The organism is Acinetobacter sp. SWAC5 (assembly GCF_003419885.1).
Taxonomy (GTDB): domain Bacteria; phylum Pseudomonadota; class Gammaproteobacteria; order Pseudomonadales; family Moraxellaceae; genus Acinetobacter; species Acinetobacter cumulans.
In genome coordinates this window covers 15,030-41,436 of sequence record NZ_QUWR01000019.1, presented here as the reverse complement: position 1 = coordinate 41,436, position 26,407 = coordinate 15,030, and the positions used below count along the sequence as shown (strand labels likewise).

General features: G+C 39.9%; 22 protein-coding genes. 15 read left to right on the top strand and 7 right to left on the bottom strand.

The window, feature by feature from the left end; genetic code table 11:
• Nucleotides 1-23: 23 nt before the first annotated feature.
• From ubiE to DYI81_RS13670, 7 genes are all read left to right on the top strand, one after another.
• Nucleotides 24-968 carry a bifunctional demethylmenaquinone methyltransferase/2-methoxy-6-polyprenyl-1,4-benzoquinol methylase UbiE gene (gene ubiE, locus DYI81_RS13700; protein ID WP_106985542.1) on the top strand — a complete coding sequence of 315 codons (945 nt, stop codon included), beginning with the start codon at nt 24-26 and terminating at the stop codon, nt 966-968.
• A gap of 22 nt (nt 969-990) precedes the next feature.
• Nucleotides 991-1,665: a hypothetical protein gene (locus DYI81_RS13695; RefSeq protein ID WP_117007847.1), complete on the top strand. Its 675-nt coding sequence runs from the start codon at nt 991-993 to the stop codon at nt 1,663-1,665.
• A gap of 11 nt (nt 1,666-1,676) precedes the next feature.
• On the top strand, nt 1,677-3,296 hold the full coding sequence (locus tag DYI81_RS13690; RefSeq protein ID WP_106985544.1) for an AarF/UbiB family protein: 1,620 nt from the start codon (nt 1,677-1,679) through the stop codon (nt 3,294-3,296).
• A gap of 347 nt (nt 3,297-3,643) precedes the next feature.
• On the top strand, nt 3,644-5,203 hold the full coding sequence (locus DYI81_RS13685; protein ID WP_240627419.1) for a hypothetical protein: 1,560 nt from the start codon (nt 3,644-3,646) through the stop codon (nt 5,201-5,203).
• 70 nt (nt 5,204-5,273) lie between these two features.
• Nucleotides 5,274-6,377 carry a hypothetical protein gene (locus DYI81_RS13680; protein ID WP_106985546.1) on the top strand — a complete coding sequence of 368 codons (1,104 nt, stop codon included), beginning with the start codon at nt 5,274-5,276 and terminating at the stop codon, nt 6,375-6,377.
• Between the two features lie 150 nt (nt 6,378-6,527).
• The gene (locus tag DYI81_RS13675) at nt 6,528-7,610 is read left to right on the top strand and encodes a patatin-like phospholipase family protein (protein WP_117007844.1); all 1,083 of its coding nucleotides are present in this window, start codon (nt 6,528-6,530) and stop codon (nt 7,608-7,610) included.
• A gap of 60 nt (nt 7,611-7,670) precedes the next feature.
• Complete coding sequence (locus tag DYI81_RS13670; RefSeq protein WP_117007866.1) at nt 7,671-7,988, top strand: hypothetical protein; 318 nt, start codon at nt 7,671-7,673, stop codon at nt 7,986-7,988.
• Between the two features lie 55 nt (nt 7,989-8,043).
• On the opposite strand, the gene DYI81_RS13665 is transcribed toward DYI81_RS13670, so the two are convergent.
• Nucleotides 8,044-10,398 (bottom strand): Tex family protein, encoded by a 2,355-nt coding sequence (locus tag DYI81_RS13665; RefSeq protein WP_117007842.1) that lies wholly within the window; start codon nt 10,396-10,398, stop codon nt 8,044-8,046.
• A gap of 334 nt (nt 10,399-10,732) precedes the next feature.
• Between DYI81_RS13665 and ompR the strand changes: the two genes are divergently transcribed.
• The 3 genes from ompR to DYI81_RS13650 all read left to right on the top strand — a co-directional run bounded on the left by ompR (nt 10,733) and on the right by DYI81_RS13650 (nt 14,923).
• On the top strand, nt 10,733-11,497 hold the full coding sequence (gene ompR / locus DYI81_RS13660; protein WP_106985549.1) for a two-component system response regulator OmpR: 765 nt from the start codon (nt 10,733-10,735) through the stop codon (nt 11,495-11,497).
• 241 nt (nt 11,498-11,738) lie between these two features.
• On the top strand, nt 11,739-13,199 hold the full coding sequence (locus tag DYI81_RS13655; RefSeq protein WP_117007841.1) for an ATP-binding protein: 1,461 nt from the start codon (nt 11,739-11,741) through the stop codon (nt 13,197-13,199).
• Nucleotides 13,200-13,405: 206 nt separating this feature from the next.
• Complete coding sequence (locus DYI81_RS13650) at nt 13,406-14,923, top strand: acetyl-CoA hydrolase/transferase family protein (protein ID WP_106985551.1); 1,518 nt, start codon at nt 13,406-13,408, stop codon at nt 14,921-14,923.
• Nucleotides 14,924-14,999: 76 nt separating this feature from the next.
• Here the strand turns inward: DYI81_RS13650 and DYI81_RS13645 are convergent, their stop codons facing one another.
• Entirely contained in the window at nt 15,000-15,392 is a 393-nt protein-coding gene (locus DYI81_RS13645) for a hypothetical protein (RefSeq protein ID WP_117007840.1), read from the bottom strand.
• Nucleotides 15,393-15,798: 406 nt separating this feature from the next.
• Between DYI81_RS13645 and DYI81_RS13640 the strand changes: the two genes are divergently transcribed.
• The 5 genes from DYI81_RS13640 (at nt 15,799) to DYI81_RS13625 (ending at nt 20,461) form a co-directional block, all read left to right on the top strand.
• Nucleotides 15,799-16,485: a DsbA family oxidoreductase gene (locus tag DYI81_RS13640; RefSeq protein ID WP_117007838.1), complete on the top strand. Its 687-nt coding sequence runs from the start codon at nt 15,799-15,801 to the stop codon at nt 16,483-16,485.
• 551 nt (nt 16,486-17,036) lie between these two features.
• Complete coding sequence (locus DYI81_RS17960; RefSeq protein WP_165382505.1) at nt 17,037-17,210, top strand: hypothetical protein; 174 nt, start codon at nt 17,037-17,039, stop codon at nt 17,208-17,210.
• Between the two features lie 351 nt (nt 17,211-17,561).
• Nucleotides 17,562-17,741, top strand: a complete 180-nt coding sequence (locus DYI81_RS13635) for a hypothetical protein (RefSeq protein WP_117007837.1) — start codon at nt 17,562-17,564, stop codon at nt 17,739-17,741.
• A 13-nt stretch (nt 17,742-17,754) separates the two neighbouring features.
• Nucleotides 17,755-19,260, top strand: a complete 1,506-nt coding sequence (locus DYI81_RS13630; RefSeq protein WP_117007835.1) for a hypothetical protein — start codon at nt 17,755-17,757, stop codon at nt 19,258-19,260.
• Between the two features lie 88 nt (nt 19,261-19,348).
• Nucleotides 19,349-20,461 carry a hypothetical protein gene (locus tag DYI81_RS13625; protein ID WP_117007834.1) on the top strand — a complete coding sequence of 371 codons (1,113 nt, stop codon included), beginning with the start codon at nt 19,349-19,351 and terminating at the stop codon, nt 20,459-20,461.
• Between the two features lie 76 nt (nt 20,462-20,537).
• Here DYI81_RS13625 and htpG read toward each other — a convergent pair whose 3' ends face one another.
• The 5 genes from htpG to DYI81_RS13600 form a co-directional block, all read right to left on the bottom strand.
• The gene (htpG, locus tag DYI81_RS13620; protein WP_106985559.1) at nt 20,538-22,457 is read right to left on the bottom strand and encodes a molecular chaperone HtpG; all 1,920 of its coding nucleotides are present in this window, start codon (nt 22,455-22,457) and stop codon (nt 20,538-20,540) included.
• Nucleotides 22,458-22,557: 100 nt separating this feature from the next.
• Nucleotides 22,558-22,902: a hypothetical protein gene (locus tag DYI81_RS13615; protein ID WP_117007833.1), complete on the bottom strand. Its 345-nt coding sequence runs from the start codon at nt 22,900-22,902 to the stop codon at nt 22,558-22,560.
• A gap of 152 nt (nt 22,903-23,054) precedes the next feature.
• On the bottom strand, nt 23,055-23,651 hold the full coding sequence (locus tag DYI81_RS13610) for an OmpW family outer membrane protein (protein WP_117007832.1): 597 nt from the start codon (nt 23,649-23,651) through the stop codon (nt 23,055-23,057).
• Nucleotides 23,652-23,957: 306 nt separating this feature from the next.
• On the bottom strand, nt 23,958-25,325 hold the full coding sequence (locus DYI81_RS13605) for a Na+/H+ antiporter NhaC family protein (RefSeq protein WP_117007831.1): 1,368 nt from the start codon (nt 25,323-25,325) through the stop codon (nt 23,958-23,960).
• 96 nt (nt 25,326-25,421) lie between these two features.
• Nucleotides 25,422-26,294 (bottom strand): alpha/beta fold hydrolase, encoded by an 873-nt coding sequence (locus tag DYI81_RS13600; RefSeq protein ID WP_117007830.1) that lies wholly within the window; start codon nt 26,292-26,294, stop codon nt 25,422-25,424.
• Between the last annotated feature and the right edge of the window lie 113 nt (nt 26,295-26,407).

Below are 26,407 nucleotides of genomic sequence, written 5' to 3'. Positions count from 1 at the left end.
ATTTTGAAGTTAGGAGTGACTTAATGTCTAATGAAAATCAAAAGCCTGCTCAACCTGAAACTGCAGCACAAAATACAGACAAAGTCAGCCCATTCTTAACCGAATCTCTGCCTCAAGGTGCGCCACAAGGCCAACAACAGTCTCTAGAACAACGCCTTACCGATACACCAGTAACAGGCACCATTCCAAAATACAATCTACCTCGTGGTGCCAATACAGGTAATGTTGGCGCAACAACGCACTTCGGTTATCAAACCGTCAACAGTGAAGATAAGGCACAAAAAGTGGCTGAAGTTTTCCATTCTGTTGCTGCCAAGTACGACATTATGAATGACCTGATGTCTTTTGGTATTCACCGTCTTTGGAAACGTTTTGCAATTAACATGTCTGGCGTACGCCGTGGTCAACACGTGCTTGATATTGCGGGTGGTACAGGTGACTTAGCCAAAGTTTTCAGTCGTGAAGTCGGCCCTACAGGTCATGTCGTTCTTTCAGACATCAACGAATCAATGTTAAACGTTGGCCGTGATCGTTTAATTGATGCAGGTTGCACGAACGTTGATTTTGTCTTGGCCAATGCGGAAACTTTAGAGCCTTTTGCAGACAACAGTTTTGATTTACTCACCATTTCATTTGGTCTACGCAACGTGACTGATAAAGATGCCGCTTTAGCCGCAATGTACCGTGTGTTAAAGCCAGGTGGCCGTTTATTGGTACTCGAATTTTCTAAACCTGTGTTTGAACCTTTCTCTAAGCTCTACGATCTTTACTCATTCACGGCACTTCCGATTATGGGTAAAATCATTGCGAATGACTCAGAAAGCTATAAATATTTAGCAGAATCAATTCGTATGCATCCAGACCAACGTACTCTAAAAGGCATGATGGAAAATGCAGGCTTCCAAAACTGTGATTACCATAACCTCACAGGCGGTATTGTTGCAGTACATCGTGGCTTTAAACTTTAATTCGGTTTTTTAAGGTTCCATTATGTGGTCAATTCTCGCACTCGGCGTAGTGGAAAGATTGATTCATCATGTTATTGATCTGGATGCCATTACGCGCATCCAGTTCAACGCCTTGCAAGGAAAAATGCTCCGCGTCGTGATGGACTCACCTAAACTTTCTGTCGATGTTTTTTTTGATGACGGAAAAGTTCGTCTCGAAGCCACCGCAACAGGACACAGCAACGCGCCATCCATCTTTGAGCAGCGCCCTTTTGATCCACAGAATACTGTGATCGAAGCAACAGCAACCTTGCATGTTGAAAATGCAGTTGCTGCGCTTAAACTGTTGCTTGCTGAAGATGTAGGCACGATTCCTGTACAAGGTGATTATCGTCTTTTACAAGAAATTCAGCGCATCATTCGCCAAGCAGAGCCAGATTTAGCAGCCCACCTTTCGCCATTGATTGGTCCTGCCTTAGCACATGAAATTGCTAAAATTCAATTGGCACCAAAACACTTAAAACAATCCTTACAAAGCCAACTGTTTTTTGCTGAAGACTTCCTCAAAGAAGACCTACATGCACTTGCACCACGTTGGCAAATGGACGATTTAAACCAAGATACACGCATTTTAAATCAAAATTTGGATCGTGCCGAAGCTAAGATTCAGCAACTCCAAAATCAAATTGATGCATTACACACCCCCACTCAACCCTAGGTAAAACTTATATGATTCCGCATTTGAGACGTTTAATCGACCTTTGGCGCATTGCCGCGCACTATAGACTCGACACGTTATTCCCTGCGGAAGAGTTGCCTGAAAAAGCACGCCATGTGTTAGGGTTGATTCGTATGCATCCTGCGGCGTGGTCGAGTCGCGAACGCAAAAATCCGCTGAAGCTCAAAATGGCTTTAGAGGAAATGGGTCCTTTGGCCATTAAGCTTGGCCAGCTGCTCTCTACCCGTCGTGATCTCATTCCACCCGAAGTATTGCAACAACTGGTTTTACTGCAAGACCGTGTCAAACCCTTTGACAACAATGTTGCGAAAATGCGTATTCAGCAATCACTTAAAGCTGATGTAAATACCTTATTTGCACGTTTTGATGAACAACCTTTGGCTGCAGCATCCATTGCCCAAGTGCATACAGCTGCACTACATGATGGTCGTGAAGTCGTGGTCAAAGTCACACGCCCAGATATTCGCAATCAAATTTTACAAGACTTTGAAATTTTAGAATGGCTCGGTCATTTTTTAGAAAAACGCTTAGAAGCTGCCCGTGCACTGCACTTGTCTGAAATTATTCAAGACTATAGACAAATTATTTTAAAAGAATTAGACCTCACTTTAGAGGCTGACAACACCCGTCGTATGCGCCATTACTTTACAGGCTCAAGCATGATGTATGTGCCTGAAGTCTATATGGACAGCAAAGACGTCATGGTGGAAGAGCGTATCACAGGTGTACCAATTTCAGATATTGCAACCTTTGAACGTCTGGGCATGGACCGTAAAGATTTGGCAGAAAAAGGTCTGACCATTTTCTTTACCCAAGTCTTTCGGGATAATTTTTTCCATGCAGACATGCATCCAGGCAATGTCTTTGTGGAAACGATTAATCCTGCAAATCCACGTTTTATTGCGCTGGACTGCGCCATTATGGGTGAGTTATCTAAACATGACCAAATGACCGTAGCACGCATGCTACTGGCCGTCATGAATAGTGACTTTATGCAACTGATTCAAGTGGTACATCAAGCAGGCTGGATTCCACCAGGCACAGACCAAGATGCTTTAGCACGAGAAATGCGTCGGACGGTTGGCCCAATGGTCTCTAAACCAATGCATGAACTGGATTTTGCGGGCATCTTGATTGAAGTGATGGATGTGGCTCGTCGCTTCCATTTGGAAATTCCACCTCAATTAATGCTGTTGCTTAAAACCTTAGTCCATGTGGAAGGTTTAGGCACAGATTTATATCCAGAACTGGATATTTGGAGCCTTGCAAAACCAATTCTAACGGATTGGATTAAAACCCAAATGAATCCACAAAAAAACTTGAAAGAGTTAGGACAAAAAATTCCCGACTTACTTCTAGGGGCACAAGATTTACCTACCTTACTCATTGATAGCTTAAATGGTCTCAAAAACCAATCCGCTTGGAATGCCAAACAATTACATGAGATTCAAACCATACGTTTACAGCTCGAACAGCAACAAAAGCGTAGTTGGATCTTCGGTAGCTTCATTGCCATCTTCTTAGCGATTGCCGTTATTTCTCCGTGGTATATCTCTGTTCTTCTTATTGCACTGGCAAGCTTATTATCTCTTTGGCGAATTTTTAAATAATTTAAAACCAGTATGTTCAGCAAATCATGTGCTGAACATACTGGTTTTTTGTGACATACATCGCAGAATTCAATTAAAGCCTTATAAATATATGTATTTGTAATTTAAATATTTTTTATATCTATTTTCACGGTATTTTTATCTTAATTTTAAAATACGAAATCCAATCAAAATAATACCTGTTAATATTTAAAACAAAATATTTAGATATTTATCCATAAAAAAACATATTAATCATAACTCAATATTATTTTATCTTTCTCATGATTATTACTTTTTGTATATTTTTTGTTTTTTTATTTGATATAAGTTACATCACGTAACCCTTCACTTCGAGATTCAAAATAATGAAGCATAAAACATTAAAACTGTCTGTCTTATCAATTGCTTTAACTTCACTATTAACTGCATGTGGCGGTGGGGGTGGAAGTGATGGAGGCAGCACAACACCTCCTTTCGCATCTAAAACAGTTTCTGGTCAAGCTGTCGATTTCTATTTAAAAAATGCAACAGTCACTTTAACTGACTGTCTGGATAGCAATGGCCTCCCTCTTGTTGAAAAAACAGGAGATAAAGGTGAATTTACATTTAAAACCACTGAAAAATGCCAAAGTTCAGCCATGACTGTGACTGGCGGTACTGATATTGCCACTGGATTAAGCTTCACTGGTACACTAAAAATTCAAAAAACTGATCTGCAAAACTTCAATAGCGCAGCAGTTGTTGTAAGCCCATTAACCACCTTACAAGTGTATGCTGGCTCAGCAGGCATTGAATCATTGTTAACTAATTTAGGCCTTTCTGCTGAAACACTTGCTAAGCTTAAAGCATCTAATTTTAACCTTGCAGGCTTTGATCCTGTTAAAGATGCAAGTGCTAAAGATATGGCAACGATTTTCGTTATTCAGCAACTTGCTAACCAAATTGAAGATAGCTTACAAAGCATTAGTAAATCAGATGGTTCTGTGGCTCTAGATGCAAGCAAAGCAACTGAACTTGCATTTGGTGCATTGGTAAAACAATTATCAGCTGGAAAACTATTTACTGACGGAACAACCAAATTAGATACCACAGCACTGCAGAACCTATTAGCTACTGTTAAAGCAGATGCAACAACAGCCATCAATGACAATACTATTGTGATTGATAACAGCGTTTTAGATCAAATAAGCCATAGTGTAAGCACTGTTGCAGATGCATTAAATACGGTTGTTACTACAGGTGGCAATTTAACCGCTGAAGCCTTACAACAAAAACTACAAAATAATGAAGGTGGCATTCAAGATCAACTGCAAGCAGAGTTACTTACTCCAGTTTATAGTGACTTCAAACTTGCAAACTACGATTTAACTCAGATTAAAGGTTCAGCAACAGCACCATTAGCAATTGGCCTAAGTCAATTAACAAGCAACTTAAATGTTTCATTTAAAATGAAAAATGCAACAACATCATTAAAAGACACGATTAAGCTTGCTTTTGCATTACATGGAATTCGTGGTACTGCTCAAAAAGATTTAAATGTCACCGTAAATAGTATTCAAGCAACTTTTGATAATACGGGCAACCTAGAAAAAGCCATCATTCCAGCTGGTGCGAAAATCACAATTTCGTCGACCATTAATAGCTTGAAAAATGCAACTTTCACGATTGATCAAGATATTAAAGTAAGCTCAAGCAATGGTGCTATTTCACTACAAGCTCTAATTGACAGCAATGCTACATTGAAAGGCTACTACAATCAGTATTATTCAGAATTGGCTACAGGTGATGCAATTAACGTAACAGCATACGTCCTACCAATCTCTTATGTAATAGATGCTGATTTAAATCTGCCAACAAGCCAAGCCAACTTTAATGGCGAAAACTTTAGCGCACCATCGATAACTGCATATTTCAAACTAAATTAATTCAAAAACTAAAAAGCCAGTTTTCGAACTGGCTTTTTTCATTGCTTACGTTTTAGAGTGACCCAGAATTATGCATTTTAAACTTCTTATTTCCTGCACTTGCTTGGTGATTAGCACACAACTAATCGCAGCACCCAATGACCCTTTCTTAACTGCAAAAGACTTTAATGCAAAACATAATGCAGCATTGCAAATGACCTTTGCTATTGATGCTGTTAATGACACCATCGATTTTCTAGACATGCGACAAAGCGAAGGTATTACGGACAAATCTGCGGGTGATTACCAAGGTTTTCATCTTGGGGCAAGCTACCAGATTAACCCACAATGGTCAGTTGAAGGTACCTATTGGCATCGAGAAATTGACTACAGCCAAGACACCAATAAAATTGACAGTGGTTTAATTGCAGCGCGCTATACCCCAGCATTAAATTTAAATAAGAATGATGCACTCACCTTCCGTGCAAGTCTTTGGGGAAATACTGCAAACACCTTAACCAAATCCACCCCAACAAAAGTTAATCAACGTACATTCCAAAATGTAAAAGTTGAAGACCCACAAGATCTTCAACTGCAACTTGATGGTATTTTCTCACGTAAGCTCGACCCAATGAATCAGCTGAATGCTTTTGTTAGTGTGGGCTACAGTAAAGTGGAAGTGAGTCAGCTCCAAATTCAAGCCATGCAACAAGGTTGCTTGATGAATGTAAACATCAATAGTAGTAATCAATATGCAGGCAACTTAGCCCAGCCGTGTAAAAGTGGTTCAATTACTCTGAATGATCTAGCGATAAGTGGTAATGCCAATGAGTTCGGCCTTGAGATTGATAAAGACTTAAATTACGACAGCTATTTCACTAATTTAGGCGCATCGTGGAACTGGCGCTATCAACAATTTGAAAGCCAAGTTGCGTATCACTATCAACGCTTATGGCGTAAGAATATCGACGATCGCGTCAATCAGTTTGGTAATAGCGCAATCAAAGACAACCACACGCTTGGCATGAAATTTAGCTACGATTTTTCACCAACAATCACCGGCTTTGTTCAAGGTGAAATCTACCAAAACAACTTTGTCGGTTATATCCCTTTCGTTTACAACGGGGTAACCGCTTCTCGCTTAGAAAAACGCTATGGCCTTGCCTCTATAGGCCTACAAGCTCGCATGTTCTAAACACTTAAACAGTTTACTTACCATAAAAAATCGCAACTTAATCCCTTGCGATTTTTTATTTTAAGTTAAAGACACCCTTGATCAACACAAGCAATTTACTGGCTGTTTTGTTATGCTCGAACTGCCATTTTTCATATTCATAGCCTATTTATGATCCAAATATTAAAAAAGTCTGCGCCCGCACTTTCGCTTCGGGCTGGGCGTATTGCACGTCAGTTAATTGAAAAAGACGGATTAAATGCGGCCCAAATCGATATGATTCCTGGGGCTGCAGGGGGACCGAAAGGCATTGGCTTAATGGGTCTCGACCAAGCCATTTTTGGTGATTTTCTACCACGTGCCAAACAGCGTCGCTTTTTAATTGGTTCATCAGTAGGGGCATGGCGCTTTGCTGGAATTTTGGCTCAGGGTGAAATTGCTGGGCCTGAACAATTGGCCGAACTTTATATTCATTTGCCTTTTCATAAAAAAATGCGCATTGCAGAAATTGAAAAAATTTCTAGAGATATGCTTCATGGCATCATTGGTCAGCAAACTGAAAAACTGGTTCAGCATCCCGACTATCATCTCACCATTATTGCAGCCAAAGCCTCTCATTTATTTCAAAGTGATCAGCGTCTTGCACTGTATGGTAGCTTGGCCGGTATTGTGGGTGCAAATGCTATTTCACGCGATCATTTAAGCAAATTTATGCAACGTGTGATTTGTCAGCCTTCTCAGTTTCCTCAATTTAAAATGCCAGATGACGCCTTTAAAACCCATTATCTCAACTTCAATGCACATAATGTGGCGGATTGGCTCATGGCTTCTGGTTCTATTCCCGGAGTCACACCTGCAGTTAAAAATATTCAAGATGCGCCATTAGGTGTCTATCGAGATGGTGGCCTGATTGACTATCATCTTGACTTGGCATTTGAAAGCCAAGGTATTGTGCTCTACCCTCATTTCAGTGACAGTATTATTCCTGGCTGGTTTGATAAAATGTTTAAATCACGCCAAGCCAATCCCGTCAATCAGGCACGCACGCTGTTGATTTCGCCTTCACAAAGCTATCTAGATTCATTGCCCTTGGGTCGCCTGCCCGATCGTAAAGACTTTGTTTTAAAAGGTTTAGACCCCGAGCAGCGGATTAAAATGTGGAAACAATCTGTAGCTGAAAGTCAGCGTTTAGGCGATGAGTTTTTAGCCCTAATTGAGAGCCAAAATTTTGCCGATGTCTTACAAGACCTGTAGTTTTGGGCATTCTACAAATTATTTGTATAATCCCCCTGATCTATTGATATGTTGAAAATTATGCAGAAGTTTTTATGGGTCCTGCAATATCTGTGTTTAGCCTTTGGCATTTATCTTGTGTACGGCGTTGCGTTGTCGCTATATACACAAGACTTTGATTTAATGGAACTCGTTTCAGATATTGGGACCATTTTAATTTGTATTGATTTGGCCGTGTTCTTATATACCAGCAAATCCAAGAAAGGGATCAGCATGGAAGAATATGCGAAGCAGCTGGAACAACCACCGACTAAGCTGGTGAGCATCACCCGAAAACTCGGACATTTAGGCATCATGCTGATTGTATGTGGTTGGATTGTGCCCATCATCAATGGCTAATTTTTACGATAAAAAAACCTCCCAACTGGGAGGTTTTTTTATTGCGGTGAAAAGATTACTTAGAACCTTTCACACCTGCTTGTAATAACAATGCGCCTAAACCACCAATTTTTTGCTCTTGTGGTTTTTGAGTGTGTGGTTTCTTCGCTTGTGGGCGATCGCCTTGTGGACGTGCATTCTGCGGACGTTTGCCTTGAGGCTTGCGTTCACCACGTGGCTGATCATTATCACGGCGTGGTTGGCGCGGTGCTTTCGCAGGCGCTTCTGAACCTTCTGGACGCATCGATAAATTCACACGGTTACGTTCAACATCTACGTTAAGTACACGTACTTGTACAATTTGACCTGGTTTCACCACTTTATGTGGATCTGACACGAAACTATTGGCTAATTCAGAAATATGTACCAAACCATCCTGATGTACGCCCACATCAACAAATGCACCAAAGTTCGTTACATTGGTCACCACACCTTCAAGCTGTAAGCCTTCAGTTAGTTGAGCAACTTCAGTAATGTCATCACGGAATTGCGCTGTACGGAACTCAGGACGCGGGTCACGGCCTGGTTTTTCCAATTCAGCCAACACATCTTTAATCGTTGGTAAACCGAATGTGTCATCTGCAAATTCTTCAGCATTCACTTGGCGAATAATTTCAGTATTGCCAATGATATCTTTTACTGTCGTTGCTTTCGCACCTACAATTTTAGCAACCAATGCATAAGATTCTGGATGAACTGCCGACGCATCTAATGGTTCTGTACCATCTTGAATACGTAAGAAACCTGCTGCTTGTTCAAAAGTACGCTCGCCTAAACGTGGTACTTTCTTCAAGTTTTGACGGTTATCAAAACGGCCGTTTTCTTTACGGAAATCTACAATTTGCTGTGCAATCGATTTATTCAAACCAGCGATATAACCCAAAATTGCAGCAGAGGCCGTGTTTACATCCACACCAACAGAGTTCACACAGTCTTCAACCACAGCTTCAAGTGTTTTTGCCAAACCAGTTTGGTTTACATCATGTTGATATTGACCTACACCAATAGATTTTGGATCAATTTTCACTAGCTCAGCAAGCGGGTCTTGTAAACGACGTGCGATTGAAACCGCACCACGAATAGATACGTCTAATTCTGGTAATTCAGCAGATGCCAATTCAGATGCTGAATACACCGATGCGCCTGCTTCTGAAACTGATACACGTGTCAATTTCAGATCGCTGTTGGCTGCCATCATCTCTGCCACAACTGCTTCTGTTTCACGGCTTGCAGTACCGTTACCAATCGCAATCAGATCAACATTAAACTCACGGCATAAACGTGCAAGTTCAGCAATTGAGCCCGCTTTATCGTCTTTAGGTGCAAATGGGTAAATTGTGCTATGTGCAAGTACATCGCCAGATGCATTCACTACTGCCAATTTAACGCCCGTACGGATGCCAGGGTCCACGCCCAGTGTTGTACGCGCACCTGCAGGAGCAGACAACAACAAGTGACGTAGATTTTCAGCAAATACGTTCATTGCTTCAGCTTCAGCAGCTAAACGCTTTTCAGTCAACAATGAATGTTCGATGGCAGGACGCACCTTGCCTAACCAAAACAATTTTGCTGTTTGCTTTAAATAATCCTGACGGCTTTGTGGCTGGATCGTCTCTAAATCATATTCAGTTTCGATGCGTGCTAATGGTGCTGTATCTTCACCATCTACCTTTAAGCCCAAGACATTTTCTTGACGGCCACGAAGCATTGCCAGTAAGCGGTGTGATGGAACTTTGTTCAGACTCTCTGAAAAATCAAAATAGTCGCGGAACTTTTTGCCCACTTCTTTTTTCTCATCACTCGCCACAAGGCTTTTCAATACTGCAGTTTTTGCAAATGTATCTTTTAGCGTAGTGGTTAAAGCAATATTTTGTGCCCACTCATCAATTAAAATATGCTGAATTGCATCTAATTGACTTTCAGTATCTGGGTAGTCTGCATGACTAAATCCATTAAGCGCCTCTACTGGATCAATTGCATCTGTAAAAATTTTCTCTGCAATTGGACCTAAACCAGCTTCTTTGGCTTTAAAAGATTTACTCGTACGTTTAGGGCGGTACGGCGCATAAATTTCTTCTAATGCATTTTTGGTTTCGGCTGCAATAACGCGTGCCAATAAGTCTTCTGATAATTTGTCTTGTTCTTTCAGTGATTCAATGACTTTTTCACGGCGCTCATATAAATCACGCAAGTACGCGAGACGCGTATCGAGCTGGCGTAACTGCGTATCGTCTAAGCCCTGCGTTACTTCTTTACGGTAACGTGCAATAAATGGAACACTGGCACCTTCGTCGATAAGCTTGATGGCAGCTTCAACTTGATTTGGACGTACGGCAAGTTCTTTTGCCAACTGCTGAACTAAGTCAGTCATCGTGTATGATTCCACAAGGATAAGTACTAAAAGCCATGATTATAAAGACCAAGTGCATAAAATCCACAATTGTTTTTAATAATTTACACAGCGATTTTGCAACCGATTCACTGCAAATTCATAAAATGTGCTTAAAGTCCTCTATAAACATTGTTTTAACAAAGATCGGCTCAACATACTTTTCGCCAATCCCTGTATATATTTAGTATCTATGTCTTGATTTTAACTGCAATATTTGTTGCTTTAGAACATAGTAAATAGATATGAATGAATCGTATACTCAAGGCATACCTACTTTTGTTTACGATGACAATAAAGAATAAAGGAGCACATCATGAGTTTAGTTGTACCTGCTGAAAAAACAGATGCCGTACAAACCGAAACTGACCGCGTTGAACGCATCCTCGTTGTCGATGATGATGTGCGTTTACGTACGCTTTTACAGCGCTTTTTGGAAGATAAAGGCTTTGTTGTAAAAACTGCACACGACGCAACTCAAATGGATCGACTCCTTCAGCGCGAACTGTTCTCCCTCATTGTGCTGGACTTCATGCTACCTGTAGAAGATGGTTTAAGTATTTGCCGTCGTTTACGTCAATCTAGCATCGATACGCCCATTATTATGCTGACTGCACGTGGTAGTGACTCAGATCGTATTGCTGGATTAGAAGCTGGTGCAGATGACTATTTGCCAAAACCATTTAATCCAAATGAGCTTTTAGCCCGTATTCGTGCTGTATTACGTCGCCAAGTACGCGAAGTACCTGGTGCACCAAGCCAGCAAATGGAAGTAGTTTCATTTGGCCCATGGTCACTCGATCTTTCAACACGCACCCTCACCCGTGAAGGACAAGTTGTAACGCTCACCACTGGCGAATTTGCTGTATTAAAAGCTTTGGTACAGCATCCACGTGAACCGCTGACCCGTGACAAATTAATGAATTTAGCACGTGGTCGTGAATGGGGCGCAATGGAACGCTCGATTGATGTTCAGGTATCGCGCCTGCGCCGTTTAGTGGAAGAAAACCCAGCCCGTGCACGCTATATCCAAACGGTTTGGGGCGTAGGTTATGTTTTCGTTCCAGATGGCGCGGAATAAAAAATTGGCATAAGAGTCAAATCACTGGCTCTCATGTCCGGAAATGCCATTCGCTGCTGTTTGAGCCGCTTGAAATTGAATTTATAAAACTAAAGTGCGCGAGTTCAGCGAATGGCAAAAATTTTGGTTACTTTTTTTAAAAGTAACATAACGAACTCCTTCCAAAGAACGTTCCAGCAGTAAGATTCCATCACAAAGAACAAAAACTGCATTTCAAAAAATTTGCTTAAAGGATTTCTGCGTGAAACTCGAACCCATCGACCCACAGGAGTTTACCGACTACGTTACCTACTCCGAAAAAAAACGGACACCTTGGGAACGCTTCCTAGATAAAATCAAACCCCGGTCTGCAGCTATGCGCACCACGGTTTTAGTCTTATTTATCGTATTTTTCAGTTTATTTATGTCGCTGTGGTTCTTTTGGCGCACCTTATATTTACCAGAAATTCAACAACATGCACGCTATTTGGCTGTTGAGTTAGAAATTATCAACAATCCACAATTACGTATTTTTCACAACAATGCCGAAGTCGATGTGGATAATTGGCTAAAAAATCGAGTCGGGATCGAATACATTACCGATAAAAAAGAATTTCCAAACGTTAAAGATAAAGTCATCGCTGAATTCTTTACCAATCAAATTGAACAAAAATTGGCAAAGGAAATGCGCATTGACAATGCCACGGTTTATTTTCAATTTAAACCAGACCCACGTATATGGATTCAAACCCCAGAAATGAATGGCAATTGGGTGCGTGAGCCACTCAAAACCTACGCCAACTATAGCCCTGAACTTATTTTAGGCTGGCTACTCGGTATTCCACTTATTGCTGCAGTTATTATTTTAACCTTGGTGCGTCAGCTCAACCGTCCGCTTGCACGCTTACAACACGCAGCCAATAGTTATAGTAAAACAGGGAGTGCGCCCTATTTAGAAACCAATCATGGACCACAAGAAATCCGTGAAGTGAACCAAGCATTCAACCACATGATCTATACCTTAGACCAAACAGAACGTGACCGTCGCATTATGTTGGCAGGGATTTCACACGACCTGCGTACACCGCTCACGCGCATTCGGCTCAGTGCAGAAATGATGCCAGATGATGATTTTTTAAAAGAAGGCTTGATTTATGATGTCGAAGATATGGATGCCATTTTAAATCAGTTCATTTCTTATATGCGTGATGGTTCTGATGAAGAACCTCAAGACACCGATATTAATATGTTGCTACAAGAGCTCGTCATCCAGTTTAAGCCACTCGATATTCGTTTCGATGCACAAGACCTTCCCGTTATTCAAGCCCGTAGCCTTTCACTCAAACGCCTCATTGGTAATTTAATCAACAACTCCAAGCGTTATGGTGCTGAACCAATCGAACTTGCAACCAGATATGAAGGTGACCATATCCTGATCAGTGTGGCTGATCATGGCGAAGGGATTCCTGAAGATCAAATTGAAGACCTCATGCAACCCTTTGTACGCGGTAATGATGCCCGCACAATACAAGGTAGTGGATTAGGTTTGGCCATTGTAAAACGAATTGTCGATATTCACTCTGGACAACTTTCAATTCATAATCGGCCCGAAGGCGGACTAGAAGCGATCATTTCCTTACCGCTCAAAAAGCTAGAAAATGATGAAGTTTTAAACATCAGTCCATTGGAAAAAATTAAACAAAGTTTTACTGAACGCTTTTAACAAGCGTTCAAAAATACAACAAACAGTTTTGTATACTACTTAAACAACTGTTTTTTTAGTTTTAAAAATCATAAAGATAAAAACCATAAATAATTCTTATACCCGCATTTTTTCAAAAAATTAGACCTTAGCCTAACAGGTATGCAAAATGGCTTTTTTGATCGGTACAATCCGTATCAGTTTTGAGATTTTAATGAGAGTAAAAGATGTCTTTAGATCGCATCCGTTTAGCGTCACTTCACGATAAAGTCATCAGCGCGGCAAAAGCTGCTGAATTTATTAAAGATGGCATGACTGTAGGTATGAGTGGCTTTACCCGTGCTGGTGAAGCAAAAGCAGTGCCTTTGGCCTTGGTTGAACAAGCGCATGCGAACCCGTTAAAAATTACTTTAATCACGGGTGCATCTCTAGGCAATGACTTAGATAAAAAATTAACAGAAGCAGGCGTACTTGCTCGTCGTTTACCGTTCCAAGTAGACAACACTTTACGTAAAGCAATCAACAAAGGCGAAGTGATGTTCATCGATCAGCATTTGTCTGAAACTGTTGAGCAAATGCGTAACCTTCAATTGAAAAAGCCTGATGTTGCTATTATTGAAGCTGTTGCAATCACTGAAGACGGTGGCATCATTCCAACAACGTCTGTAGGTAACTCTGCAAGCTTTGCGATTTTTGCTGAAAAAGTAATTGTCGAAATCAACACCAACTTAAGCCCAGCTTTTGAAGGTTTACACGACATCTACATCCCTACTTACCGCCCAACACGTCAAGCAATTCCATTGACTCATGTTGAAGAGCGTATTGGTACACACGCAATTAATATCGATCCTTCAAAAATCGTAGGTATCGTATTTAACAACGAATTACATGATTCTCCATCAACAGTGACTGCACCAGATGATGAGACTCAAGGTATTGCCAATCACCTGATTGCATTCTTTGAAAAAGAAGTTGCTGCTGAACGCCTACCGAAAAACTTAGGCCCGCTTCAAGCTGGTATTGGTTCAATTGCCAATGCAGTATTGACTGGTCTTAAAGATTCAAACTTCGAAGACCTCATCATGTACTCTGAAGTTCTTCAAGACTGTACATTTGAACTTATCGATGCTGGCAAAATGAAATTTGCTTCAGGTTCGTCAATTACACTTTCTGCAAAATACGGCGAAAAAGTATTTAACAATCTTGAAGCGTACAAAGACAAATTAGTACTTCGTCCACAAGAAATTTCAAACCATCCTGAACTTGTACGTCGTTTAGGCATCATCGGCATTAACACTGCGCTTGAGTTCGACATTTACGGCAACGTAAACTCAACTCACGTATGTGGTAGCAAAATGATGAACGGTATTGGTGGTTCAGGTGACTTTGCGCGTAATGCTCACATTGCTATTTTCGTAACAAAATCTATTGCGAAAGGTGGCGACATTTCATCAGTAGTACCAATGGCATCTCACGTAGACCATACGGGTCATGACGTAGATGTATTGGTAACCGAGCAAGGCCTAGCAGACTTACGTGGTTTAGCACCTCGTGAACGTGCTCGTGCAATTATTGATAACTGTGTACACCCTATGTACCGCGATGCATTGAATGATTACTTTGCACGTGCATGTGCAAAAGGCGGTCAAACACCTCATCTTCTTCGTGAAGCGCTTTCTTGGCACTCTAACTTTGAAGAGCAAGGCCGTATGTTGGTAGATGCAACAGAAGCTAAATCAGCTTAAGCATCTCTAGCATGTAAAAAAGCACCCTCTTCAGGGTGCTTTTTTTATGGCATGTGCACTCAGAAAAACTGAAGCATCAATAGAATTTAATTTCACTAGCAAGCTGATTACCTAAGCTCTTCATTCCATCAAAATTCATATCACACTCGATGGTTCCAATAGAAACCACATTACGCTGTATTGATAACCAAAGTTCCCCTTTTTCATTAACCTGAAACAACTTACCAAAGGTCGTGGCCTCTGCAGCCGCTTGAGCAGACGCTGGGGCAAAAAATTGCTGAATCTGATGGCGAATAACATCTAAGTTCAGACCATAAGGATCTTCAGTCGACATATTGCTCACCCCCTGCCCAATCACCATACTTAAAGCATCATTATCCAACGACATCATTGTAGGTGATGAATATGCCGCCATGGATTCAAAAGACAAACCGACAACCAAACCAATAAAAATAGATCGTTTAATCATAGCGATTCCCTCATATCGTCAAATTAGCGCCCAAAGCTTGATAATTAAGGGCGCTAAGTTGTATCTATTCAGTGCTTAAAAAATACGGCACAACATGAAAAAAAAATTAATTAGCAAAGCTAAAAAGAAAAATTACCCCTAGGGGATGAGGTTCTTTTCATTTTAATTAGGATTTAATTTTTAGCATAATAATTAACCATTTATCCAGAATGTTCAGACCAAGTGTTATATTTTTTCTTTTTGTTCTGATTTTTTAATTAAGTTTCTCTATAAATTAAGTGGACATTTCTTATTTTTAAAAACATCCAAAGATGTGCTGTATTTTTTTATTTTCTAGCTCTCAAATACGCTTTAAATTCTCAAGCTCGCCCCAATAATTTATAAAAACGATTGGTTGAGAAAAATTATGCGCGTTGATATTTGGTCAGATGTGGTTTGTCCATTTTGCTACATTGGAAAAAAACGTTTAGAGAGTGCGGCTGAAGAAGCAGGTGTCGAATTAGAAATTCATTGGCACAGTTTCCAACTTGACCCAGAAGCACCAACACGCCAAACAGTTTCCAATTCAGAACGCCTTGCACAAAAATATGGTCGCACAGTCGCTGAAGTTGAAGACATGCAACGCAATATTGCCAGCATGGCTAAAGAAGAAGGTATTGAATTCAATTGGGAAAATGCCAATTCAGGCAATACATTTAATGCCCATCGCCTGATTCATTTAGCGCAAAGCAAAGGTCTGGGTAATGAAGCGAAAGAAGCTTTATTTTATAGCTATATGACCCAAGGTCTTGCCATTGGTGAACGCGAAACCCTTGAAGATGTGGCTGCACGTATTGGCTTAAACCCTGTTGAGGTTGATGATTTGCTCGATTCAGATGAATTTGCTGATTTTGTGAAATTTGATGAAGAGGTTGCACGTGAGCAACTCAAAGTTACGGGTGTACCATTCTTTGTATTTGATGAAAGAATTGCTTTAGCTGGTGCGCAACCGAAAGAAGTCTTTTTACAAGTGTTAGATAAAGCTACTGCTCCACCTGAAACAAAAAATGCAAATCAATGCAATGATGATCAGTGCGAAACTCCTGAAAACTAAGTTCATTTTCATGTGAACTCAAATTTCAAAAAAAATTCTCTATCCGTAGGGAATTTTTTTTGCTTTTAGCTCCTCAAATTCTGCATTTGTCGCCAATGGTTAGATAAGAGACCGCGTGATGGCAGACCACCAGCTTAAACCTGTTTCAATGAGCATATTTAACACCAGCACCAAATAATCACCCACCTATTCTGCAACTGAAATAGCTCAATATAAACATTCAACGAAACTGTTGTTTCGCTACATCATGCATGAGCAAATTCAGTAAAACTCCCTCTCTATAAGATGAAGCTTTTAACTGTAAATGATGTATTTTGCATCAATAAATTAAGCCTTTAGTTCTTGTATTTATTCCTAAAACCAGAAGTAAAAACTATAGAGTAATAACTCTAACACTATGTTTTATATTATATATTTATATTGCCGTTTATCTTGTATTGCCGAAACGATCATTTTTTAATATACCACTTTTGCTATTATTTTTATGTTTTTAAGATTTACCTTTTCTCCTTACTCAAGATCGTTGAGTATTTGATTGTTAGGATATTGTGATGAACGCACTTCAATCTATTTTGGCTGTTTCTGTTTTAGCTCTTTCTTCTGCTGTATCTGCTCAAATCGTATACGTACCTGACTTCCCTGTTAAAAAATCAGTACAAGCTGAAACTGCAACAGAAGTTCAAGCACCTGCAGCTGATACAACAGAGACACAAAAAGCGGCTTAATCTATTTAACTAGATTTTTCCATTAAAAAACCAAGCATCCTTTATGGAGCTTGGTTTTTTTATTGCTTTTATTTTGTGTAAGCATCAATCCAAAATTTTTATTTGTATTTTTAATTGCATTTTTTCCATGCAAAACTACATTTCAATATGACCATATTTGTCATCATAGCATTCGCATCATGATGACAATTTTTTACCCTAAATGACTAAAATTTCACTTTTTTATTAAAAAATGATCAATATTTTTAAAAATTCATGCAAAGAAATGCGGATTGTTATTCCTGTTTCCATTTACCTCACTCTATAATCAAAACTTCTTTTTTATAAATGTCTTGTCCATCAGGCGGCGTTATGCAAGAACTACAAGCATTGATACAAGGTAAAATTTCTCCCTTTGCTATTAAAATTGATCATTTAATTGAAATGGCAGAAAAATACCCAGAACCCAATTCGTCAGAATATAAAATAGTGGAACTTGCCACCAATATTGTACTGAGCGCTTATTTAGAAAAAACACAAAAATATTTTTAAGGGCATCGTAGGTATGAATGTATTAGAAAAAGCACAGCTCCTTAAAGAACTCCATGATTTACTCAATCATTTAGAGAATCGTAGCCTTAATTTTTTTGAAATTGCCAAATCAAAGAATAGAATTAAGCAAATTTTCAAGCTATGCGATGAACCTATTTTTCATAAGCAACAAGCAGAATTTAAACGCCGCTCAGAGCCTAAGGCTTCTGCCATTGAGTTTGCTCAACAAAGTGCTTATGCACTGAGTTTTGTCGGCTATTTTGAACAAGAAGATGCCCTATTAGAGCAATTTGGCTCACAACATCAGCTAGGCTGGGGACTTTTACATCATAGCAATGCAAGCTGGAAAGTGATTGTTTACACCCCCCAGCTGACGCAGCCATGGCAAAGCCCGTGGGGAACGCTAGAACAGAGTTTTGCAGTAATGCAGACCCAGCATACCGAACATGGTCTATTGACCGATGAAGCATTATTACACGCGCAGCAAATACTACCATTGGATAGTGTTGTTTCTCATGAGATTGTTACAGAAAACACTTCACCTTATTGTTTTGATGAAGTCATTAGCACTGAAACAGATCCTTTGACTGATCCGGCCCTCATTCTAAATGATGAACCCGAAACAACAGAAGCAGAAGCAGAAGCAGAAGCAGAAGAGATTAGCTTAGATGCCGATGTACCTACACACACCGAATTCAGTGTGCATACACTATTAATCCCCGACCCTATCCTCGAGTTTAAGCCAACACCGATCGAAGAACTCACGCCGATGCCAGTGGTGGAGGTATTGCCAAGTCAGGAATTTACTGCACCTGAACAAATCGCTTTATTTAAACTCAAAGCAACAGTACAGGTCATCTCCCCCAAAACAGCCACTGAAGATGTTTTATTACACTTAAACATTGAAAGCATGCCTGAGCTTGATCAGCATGCCACGCTGATCATGCATGCCAATGCCATTGAGACATGGCAAAACATGCCAGCAACCTTGGCTGAACAAATCGATAGTGATAATAAATTTATTAAGTATATTTTGCTATTTGGTGCACATGATCATAGCGCTGCCATGCGCCTATTAAATCAATATTGTCGCCATGCTAATTTGCATATCGCAGCCATTAAAGAGCTGAGCCTCAATAGCTTAGGCATGGACTTTACAGATGCCGATTTGCTATTTCGTGCTTATCAGCAACGCGCTCATTTACTGTGGTCGATGGATCATTACTATCCTTATATTCCAGCGCATTTGGTGCATACCCAAAAATTCATTCTATTTGAAGAAGCAGCTGCAACACGTCAAACCCCTATTTTATTGCTCTTAGAACGGAATAAGACCCGAGTGATTCATGGCGAAAATCGAATGGCCTTTGATCATTCAGAATCTGCCTACCCTTACTTGTTGCTCAATCGCCAACAAGACATCACATGGCAACGCATTCACAATATTATTTTGGAGATGCCCCAACCGATTGATGTTTTGACCCTGTATCAAACCCTCAAACAAACTGAGCTGGAATAATTGCTGTCTTTTTGTATATTGCCTTGTTTTAAGTCAGCTTTTTCACCACACTAAAAAGATGATCATTAAGTACAAGGGATAAAGTCGAATGCGAACAATAAAAAAACCTTTTGCTTATAGCCTATTTATTTTTAGTGCGAGTTTAAGCTGTATGTCCAGCTTTGCAGCCGATACAGCAAATCCGCCCACTGAAATGACAGAGACTGATAGCACAGAACAGGGATTGTTATATCAAATACCACGCTTGATTGATGCAACACCAACAGTATTCCCTGAGCAATCTGAAGAGAGTACAGTACCCACCACTTCAGAAACTGAAAATTCGACATGGCCCGATCGACAACAAAAAAACATTCGCGAATGGGCCGATCGTACAGCACATAAAATTGATAATTGGTTTGGCGATACCAACCCTAACCACCCAGCGTCTGCAACACTACGGGTCATCTTAGACAGCACATGGAATAAACATGATGGTTATGAGCTAAGTCCTCGAATTCGAGGGAAAATTAAGCTCCCCACCCTAGAGCAAAAAGTGAGTGTGGTTTTTGGTGATGATAGTCTGGACAATGAATTGGCTAATAATGTGGCGATTACCAATGAAAACCCAGCCAGCCAAAATAATAAAAATATCGACAACAAAAAAACCCGTGAAGATAATGGCTCTATTGCCATACGTTGGTCAGAGTTTTCTAAACACGTCCCTTTTACAACCGACTTTGACCTCGGGATACGTTCTGGAAGTGATATTTATGCCCGCTTGAAGGCATCTAAAGATTGGCAATTAGACAATGATTTTAGCTTTCGTGCAGAGCAAATTTACCGTTATGGTATTGATAGCAAAAACTATCTGCGTACCAATTTAGAGTTTACCCAAAGTAAGCCTCATCATCCTATTTTATCCAATCAATTCAACCTCACGTATGCTGATGCACAAGATGACGACTTAAGCTGGGACAATTTTAGTTTTCGTCAACACCAGTTTTTTAAAGGCAATAGCTTTAGCTACGGGCTTTATACCGGGGGTTATTATAATGACAGTGACTTACGCCTAAATAGCTATGGCCCATTTGTATCATGGCGCCAACCTGTATTACGCGAATGGTTTTTTGTGCAAGGTGATTTAAATTATCTGAATGATCATCGTGCTGATCGTAGCCACTTTCTAGGGGCATTGGTTCGTTTAGAGGCGCTGTTTTAAATCTAGTTTTTTAAATGAATCATGCTAAATATTTAGCCTCCCAAAGGAGGCTAAATATTTTGAGTGTGATACTTAATTACTTCAATAACAGACTATTAATACGTTTAATGTATTCCGCTGGGTTTTCAGGTAAACCACCTTCAGCAATCACGGCCTGATCAAAAATCACATTGGCCAAGTCATCAAATTGATTTGATGTCTCTAACTTTTTCACCAACGGATGCTCAGGGTTAATTTCTAAAATTGGTTTACTCTCTGGCACTGCCTGACCTGCTTGCTTCAACATACGAATCAACTGCGGTGAGAGCTCACCATCACCTGTCACTAAACATGCCGGAGAATCAACCAACCGTGTTGTCACTCGTACTTCTTTGGTTTTGTCCTTTAATGAACCAGATAGTTTTTCAATCACTGGCTTAAATTGTTCAGCTGCCTGTTCTAAAGCTTTTTTCTCTTCGGCATCTTGTAAATCGCCTAGATCAACTGCACCCTTCGCAATATTTTGCATTGGTAGACCATCAAATTCTGTCACGAATTCCATCGCCCATTCATCAACACGCTCAGACATCAACAACACTTCAATGTCTTTTTTCTTGAACAATTCCAGTTGGGGTGAGTTCTTTGCCGCAGTTAAGCTATCTGCAGTGACATAGTAAATCGCCTTTTGACCAGCCTTCATACGCGCTTTATAGTCAGTTAATGCAGTGCTCACATCATCATTTGTAGATGTCGCAAAACGTAATAATTTTAAAATTCGCTCACGATTACCAAAGTCTTCACCTAAACCTTCTTTGAGTACTGAGCCAAACTCAGCATAGAAGGTTTTGAATTTCTCTTGATCTTGGACATCTTCAGATTTCGCTAGACCATCTAAGACGGTCAAAATACGTCGTGTATTGCCTTCACGGATGGTCTTCACATCACGGCTTTCTTGTAAAAGCTCACGGCTGACATTTAAAGGCAAATCTGCACTGTCCACCACACCTTGCACAAAACGCAAATAGTTTGGAATCAGGCTATCTGCTTCATCCAAAATAAATACACGCTTCACATACAGCTTAATGCCAGCTTTTGCTTCACGGGTAAAAATATTACTGGCCGCTTTGCTTGGGATATACAGTAACTGCGTATATTCTGTATTTCCTTCTACGCGATTATGTGCCCAAGCCAATGGTGCTTCGTAGTCGTGGCTTAGATTTTTATAAAATTCTGTATATTGTTCATCTGTAATTTCATTTTTATTGCGCGTCCATAATGCACTGGCTGAGTTAATCGCTTCCCACTCATCCGTTTTTACATATTGACCGCCAGCTGGCGCTTCACCTTCTGCTGATTCTTCTTCCTGCCAAACTTCTTTTTGCATTTCAATTGGTAGGCTAATATGATCAGAATATTTATTAATAATTTGCTTTACTTTATAAGACTCTAAATACTCCAACGCATCGTCACGCAAGTGCAAAATAATGTCTGTTCCACGTGAAGCCTTACTAATCTGTTCAACCTCAAAATCACCCGTACCACCGCTAATCCAGCGTACACCGTCGGTTGCCTCTTCACCTGCACGGCGTGATTCCACCGTAATTTTTTCTGCAACAATAAAGCCTGAGTAAAAACCCACACCAAATTGACCAATCAATTGAGCATCTGACTTTTGATCACCTGTGAGTTTAGACATAAAATCTTTGGTGCCAGATTTAGCAATCGTCCCTAAATTATCAATGGCTTCTTGCTGGCTAAGACCAATACCATTATCTGAAATAGTGATGGTTTTATTGTCTTTATCTAAGCTAACGCGAACATGCAAATCTGGATCATTTTCGTAATATTCAGGATGGTTAATACCTTCAAAACGTAATTTATCGCATGCATCAGAAGCATTTGAAATTAATTCGCGCAGGAAAATTTCTGGATTTGAGTATAACGAATGGGTTACGAGATGCAGTAGTTGGGCCACTTCTGCTTGGAAACTGTGTTTTTGGGTATTCTGCTCGCTCATTGCTTACTCCTCATATTCATGAACAATTTTTTTATTAACTGTGTATATGAATGGAGTAAGTTTGCTTTTTTTCAATCCTCTACTGCTGATTTTTTCAGCATTAAAATGGACCTTTTTTATAAATGCGCTCTAAATATAAATCTAATTTTTGCTGGCGCATTTTATACACGTCCGTTAAGCAACTGACATTATCTAAACATTGGTCACGTAAGGCCAACCATTTGAATTGCTCATCTTGAATCAAGCCACGTGTACCCATAGGCACTAAACGCTTCACAATGCTGTATGTCGTCGCCATTTTAACATCAGCATCATTTAATCCCCTATGCTTACAGATCGCATGTTCTGTTGTGGTATTTGCTCGGGCACAATTAAAACTGGCCGCTTGAGTATTGACTGCAACTAAAGCAAAACCGATACAACTTAAAAGCACCACAAGCTTCATGCTCATCCCCAAATAAATCTGTACATTTTTCTTATACTGTAACAACTTAGCTGAAATTAAACAGGACAAATCTGCTCAAATTACACATGATCAACATATAGGCAAATAAAAAGCCCCGTCTAATGACGAGGCTTTTACTGCAAATTCTGTTCTTAGAATTTGTAGCTATAACCCATAGTATAAATCATTGGGTTGATGTCTAAATCGAAGTTTGGAACACCTTCAATTTGCACTTCAGGCTTGATTTGAGCATAACGTGCATCTACAAATACACCCCAGTTTTTCGCATCAGCTGGTTGGTAGTTAAAACCAACTTGACCTGCAAAACCAAAGCTTTCTTTTACGTTAACTTTGCCTAGGCTAGACTTTTCATCCCAAGCAACGAATGCTGTACCACCAACACCAATGTACGGTGTGAAACGTGTACTGTTTTTAAAGTTATACTTTGCTGTAATTGTAGGTGGCAAATGTTTAACCTTCACACCAGCATCTACAGCACCTGTAACATTTACATCATGACTTATTGGCGTTGCTAAAAGTAATTCAGCTGAAATGTTGTCATTAAAGAAATATTCAATTGATGGTGTAAATGCATATTCATGATCTGCTTCAACATTTACTGCGCCGTTTAAAATACTTGTGTCAGAAGTAGGGGCTACCACAGAACCACCAACTTTCACTTGCCATTGACCAGCCATAGCTGATGCAGACATACCCAATAATGCAATAAGAGCAGCTTGTTTTAACATTTTAAAGCAACCTTCTAGAATGAATAATTAATATTAAACATTAGTATTAAAATTATGCAATAACATTATTTAATAATTTATTACACTATTATATAAGTTATTATTAATTAACTATATTTATTTTAATCATAGTATAAAAGTTGGTTTTATTTATCAACCATTATAATTAACTTATTATTTAAAATATACCAACCATTTTAATCAGAATTAATCAATTTAATAATTTTAAACCAACTAAATTCATCAGGTTTAAATAATAAAAAAGGCGATTATATAATCGCCTTTTTATTTATCTTTGAAAATTTTTTAGAGTACCATTGCGGCAATCCAACCAAAGATCATTAATGGAATATTGTAGTGAATGAAGGTCGGGACCACACTGTCTTTCATGTGGTCATGCTGACCATCCATATTAAGGCCTGATGTTGGGCCTAAAGTTGAGTCTGATGCCGGAGAACCTGCATCTCCTAAAGCTGCTGCTGTACCAATAATGGCAATCGTTGCCGCTGGGCTAAAACCAAATTGAATACAAAGTGGTACATAAATAATGGCCAAAATTGGGATTGTTGAGAATGAAGAACCAATACCTAAGGTAATTAATAGCCCTATCAATAGCATCCAAAATGCAGCTAAACCTTGGCTGTTTCCAATCCATTCAACCGAAGCTTGTACCAGTATTGGTACTTGATTCGTAGCCTCAATCACAGATGCAAAGCCCTGCGCAGAAATCATAATGAAACCCACCAGTGCCATCATGCGCATCCCACTGATAATGACATCATCGGCTTCTTTCCACTTAAAAATACCTGCACAGCTTAAGATCGCAACACCAACGAGACCCGCCAAAATCATCGACTCAGATATGACTTGAACAGAAAGCGTAGCAACTACTGCTACCGCAGCCATGATCAAAGTAAATTTAGCGACTTGTGGTTTACCATTTTCATCTGCTTTTACATCAGATGAGATGGTGTGCTGTGATTCCTTAACCTGAACGTCAGCATACTCTCGTGGTTTACGGTAGCTATAAAAAACAGCAATTAATAAGCCAACAAACATACCAAAAACGGGAATAGCCATAGCAGTTGGAATTTGATCATAGCTGATGTTGAAACCGTATGGCTTACCAAAGGTATTGATGTTTTGACCTAAAATATCATTAAGGAAAATAGCACCAAAACCAAAAGGTACCAGCATATAAGTCGCCACAAGACCAAAAGTCAGAACACAAGCAATCAAACGACGGTCAAGTTTTAAATGATTAAATACACTGAGTAATGGTGGAATTAATACTGGAATAAACGCAATGTGCACTGGAATCACGTTTTGTGAACATACGGCGGCTAAAGCGATAGTAGCGAAAATTACGTATTTCACGCGATTCTGGGCTTTCACATTACTGTTACCTTTGAGTTTGGTAATGAGTTGATAAGCCAGTAAATCAGGCAAACCTGAACGCGCAAGTGCCAAAGCAAATGCCCCCAACACGCCATAAGCAAGTGCGATTTGAGCACCGTTGCCTAAGCCACTATTAAACGCTTCGATGGTGCCATGAATACCAAGGCCAGCTAACAAGCCACCTATTACTGCACCAATGATCAGTGCAAATACAACAGGCACGCGTGCCAGCGACAGTCCAAACATGACTGTAATTGCGGCAAGAATAGCAAACATAAGAAAAAAGGGAGTCTGACAAAAAACCATATTTTATCAGAATTTGCTCGCTATTTAGCCCCCTATCGATGAAACTGACACTATTGAAAGATTTACTTAAAGCTGCTGTGATTGCGCAAATTGAGCGATGTAACCTGCAATTTTTTCGGGTTGGCTCAGCACAGCCCAATGATTGGCATTGACTTCAACCACCGATAAATCCTCAACCCATTTAGGTAATTCTTTAATGTAGTCTGGACTGACAAAATTATCATGTTTCAACACAATCGCTTGTACAGGACAGACCGCATGACGTTGTCTAGGCTGAGTTAAGCGGGGAATAAAATTAGCACGGTAAAGCGCAATACCGTGTTTACCATCATGCTGAATATTATGATTCAATGGAAGTTGCTTTTTCCGTTCCAACTCGTCGACGATTTTGCCCCAACGCTCAGGATTGAAAAAATGCCAAGCGCTCGGCGCTACAAATGGCAATTGAAACACTCCGATATACCAAGACTTGCTCAGCAATTTAAGTAAATTAACTTTATTCTCTTTAAACTGCTCTCGTAGCAACAGTGCAGCATGATCTAAGCATGGGCCTGAAATCGTGCTATACGACAGCAAACGGCCACGGAATTTCGCTTCAGTTGCAGATTCCCAAGACTGAATCGATCCCCAATCATGAGCAGCTAGATGGAACGCACGGTCTGGAAGTATCGCATTAACAACACTCTCTAAATCTCGTGACAGCTGTTCTAGGCGGTAATCTCGAATGCGTTTTGGAATACTGGATTGACCAGCACCTCGGACATCATAGGTTACAATATAAAAATCTTGTTGCAATTGCTGAATCACCAGCTCCCACACTTCTTGATTATCTGGGTAGCCATGTACCAGAACCAAAGCAGGTTTTTCTGGATTGCCCCATGTTTTTACATAAAGACGTTGCTGATCTGAGGTGTTTACCCACTGTGTACGTGCTTCCATGATACTTATCCTGTTACTGGCGTTTTATCTTGATGTTCTGGCAATGTAATCAATGCCTGTTTTTATAATCTGTTTTAGTATGATGACAACAGTATAAAAAGAAATTGACCGTT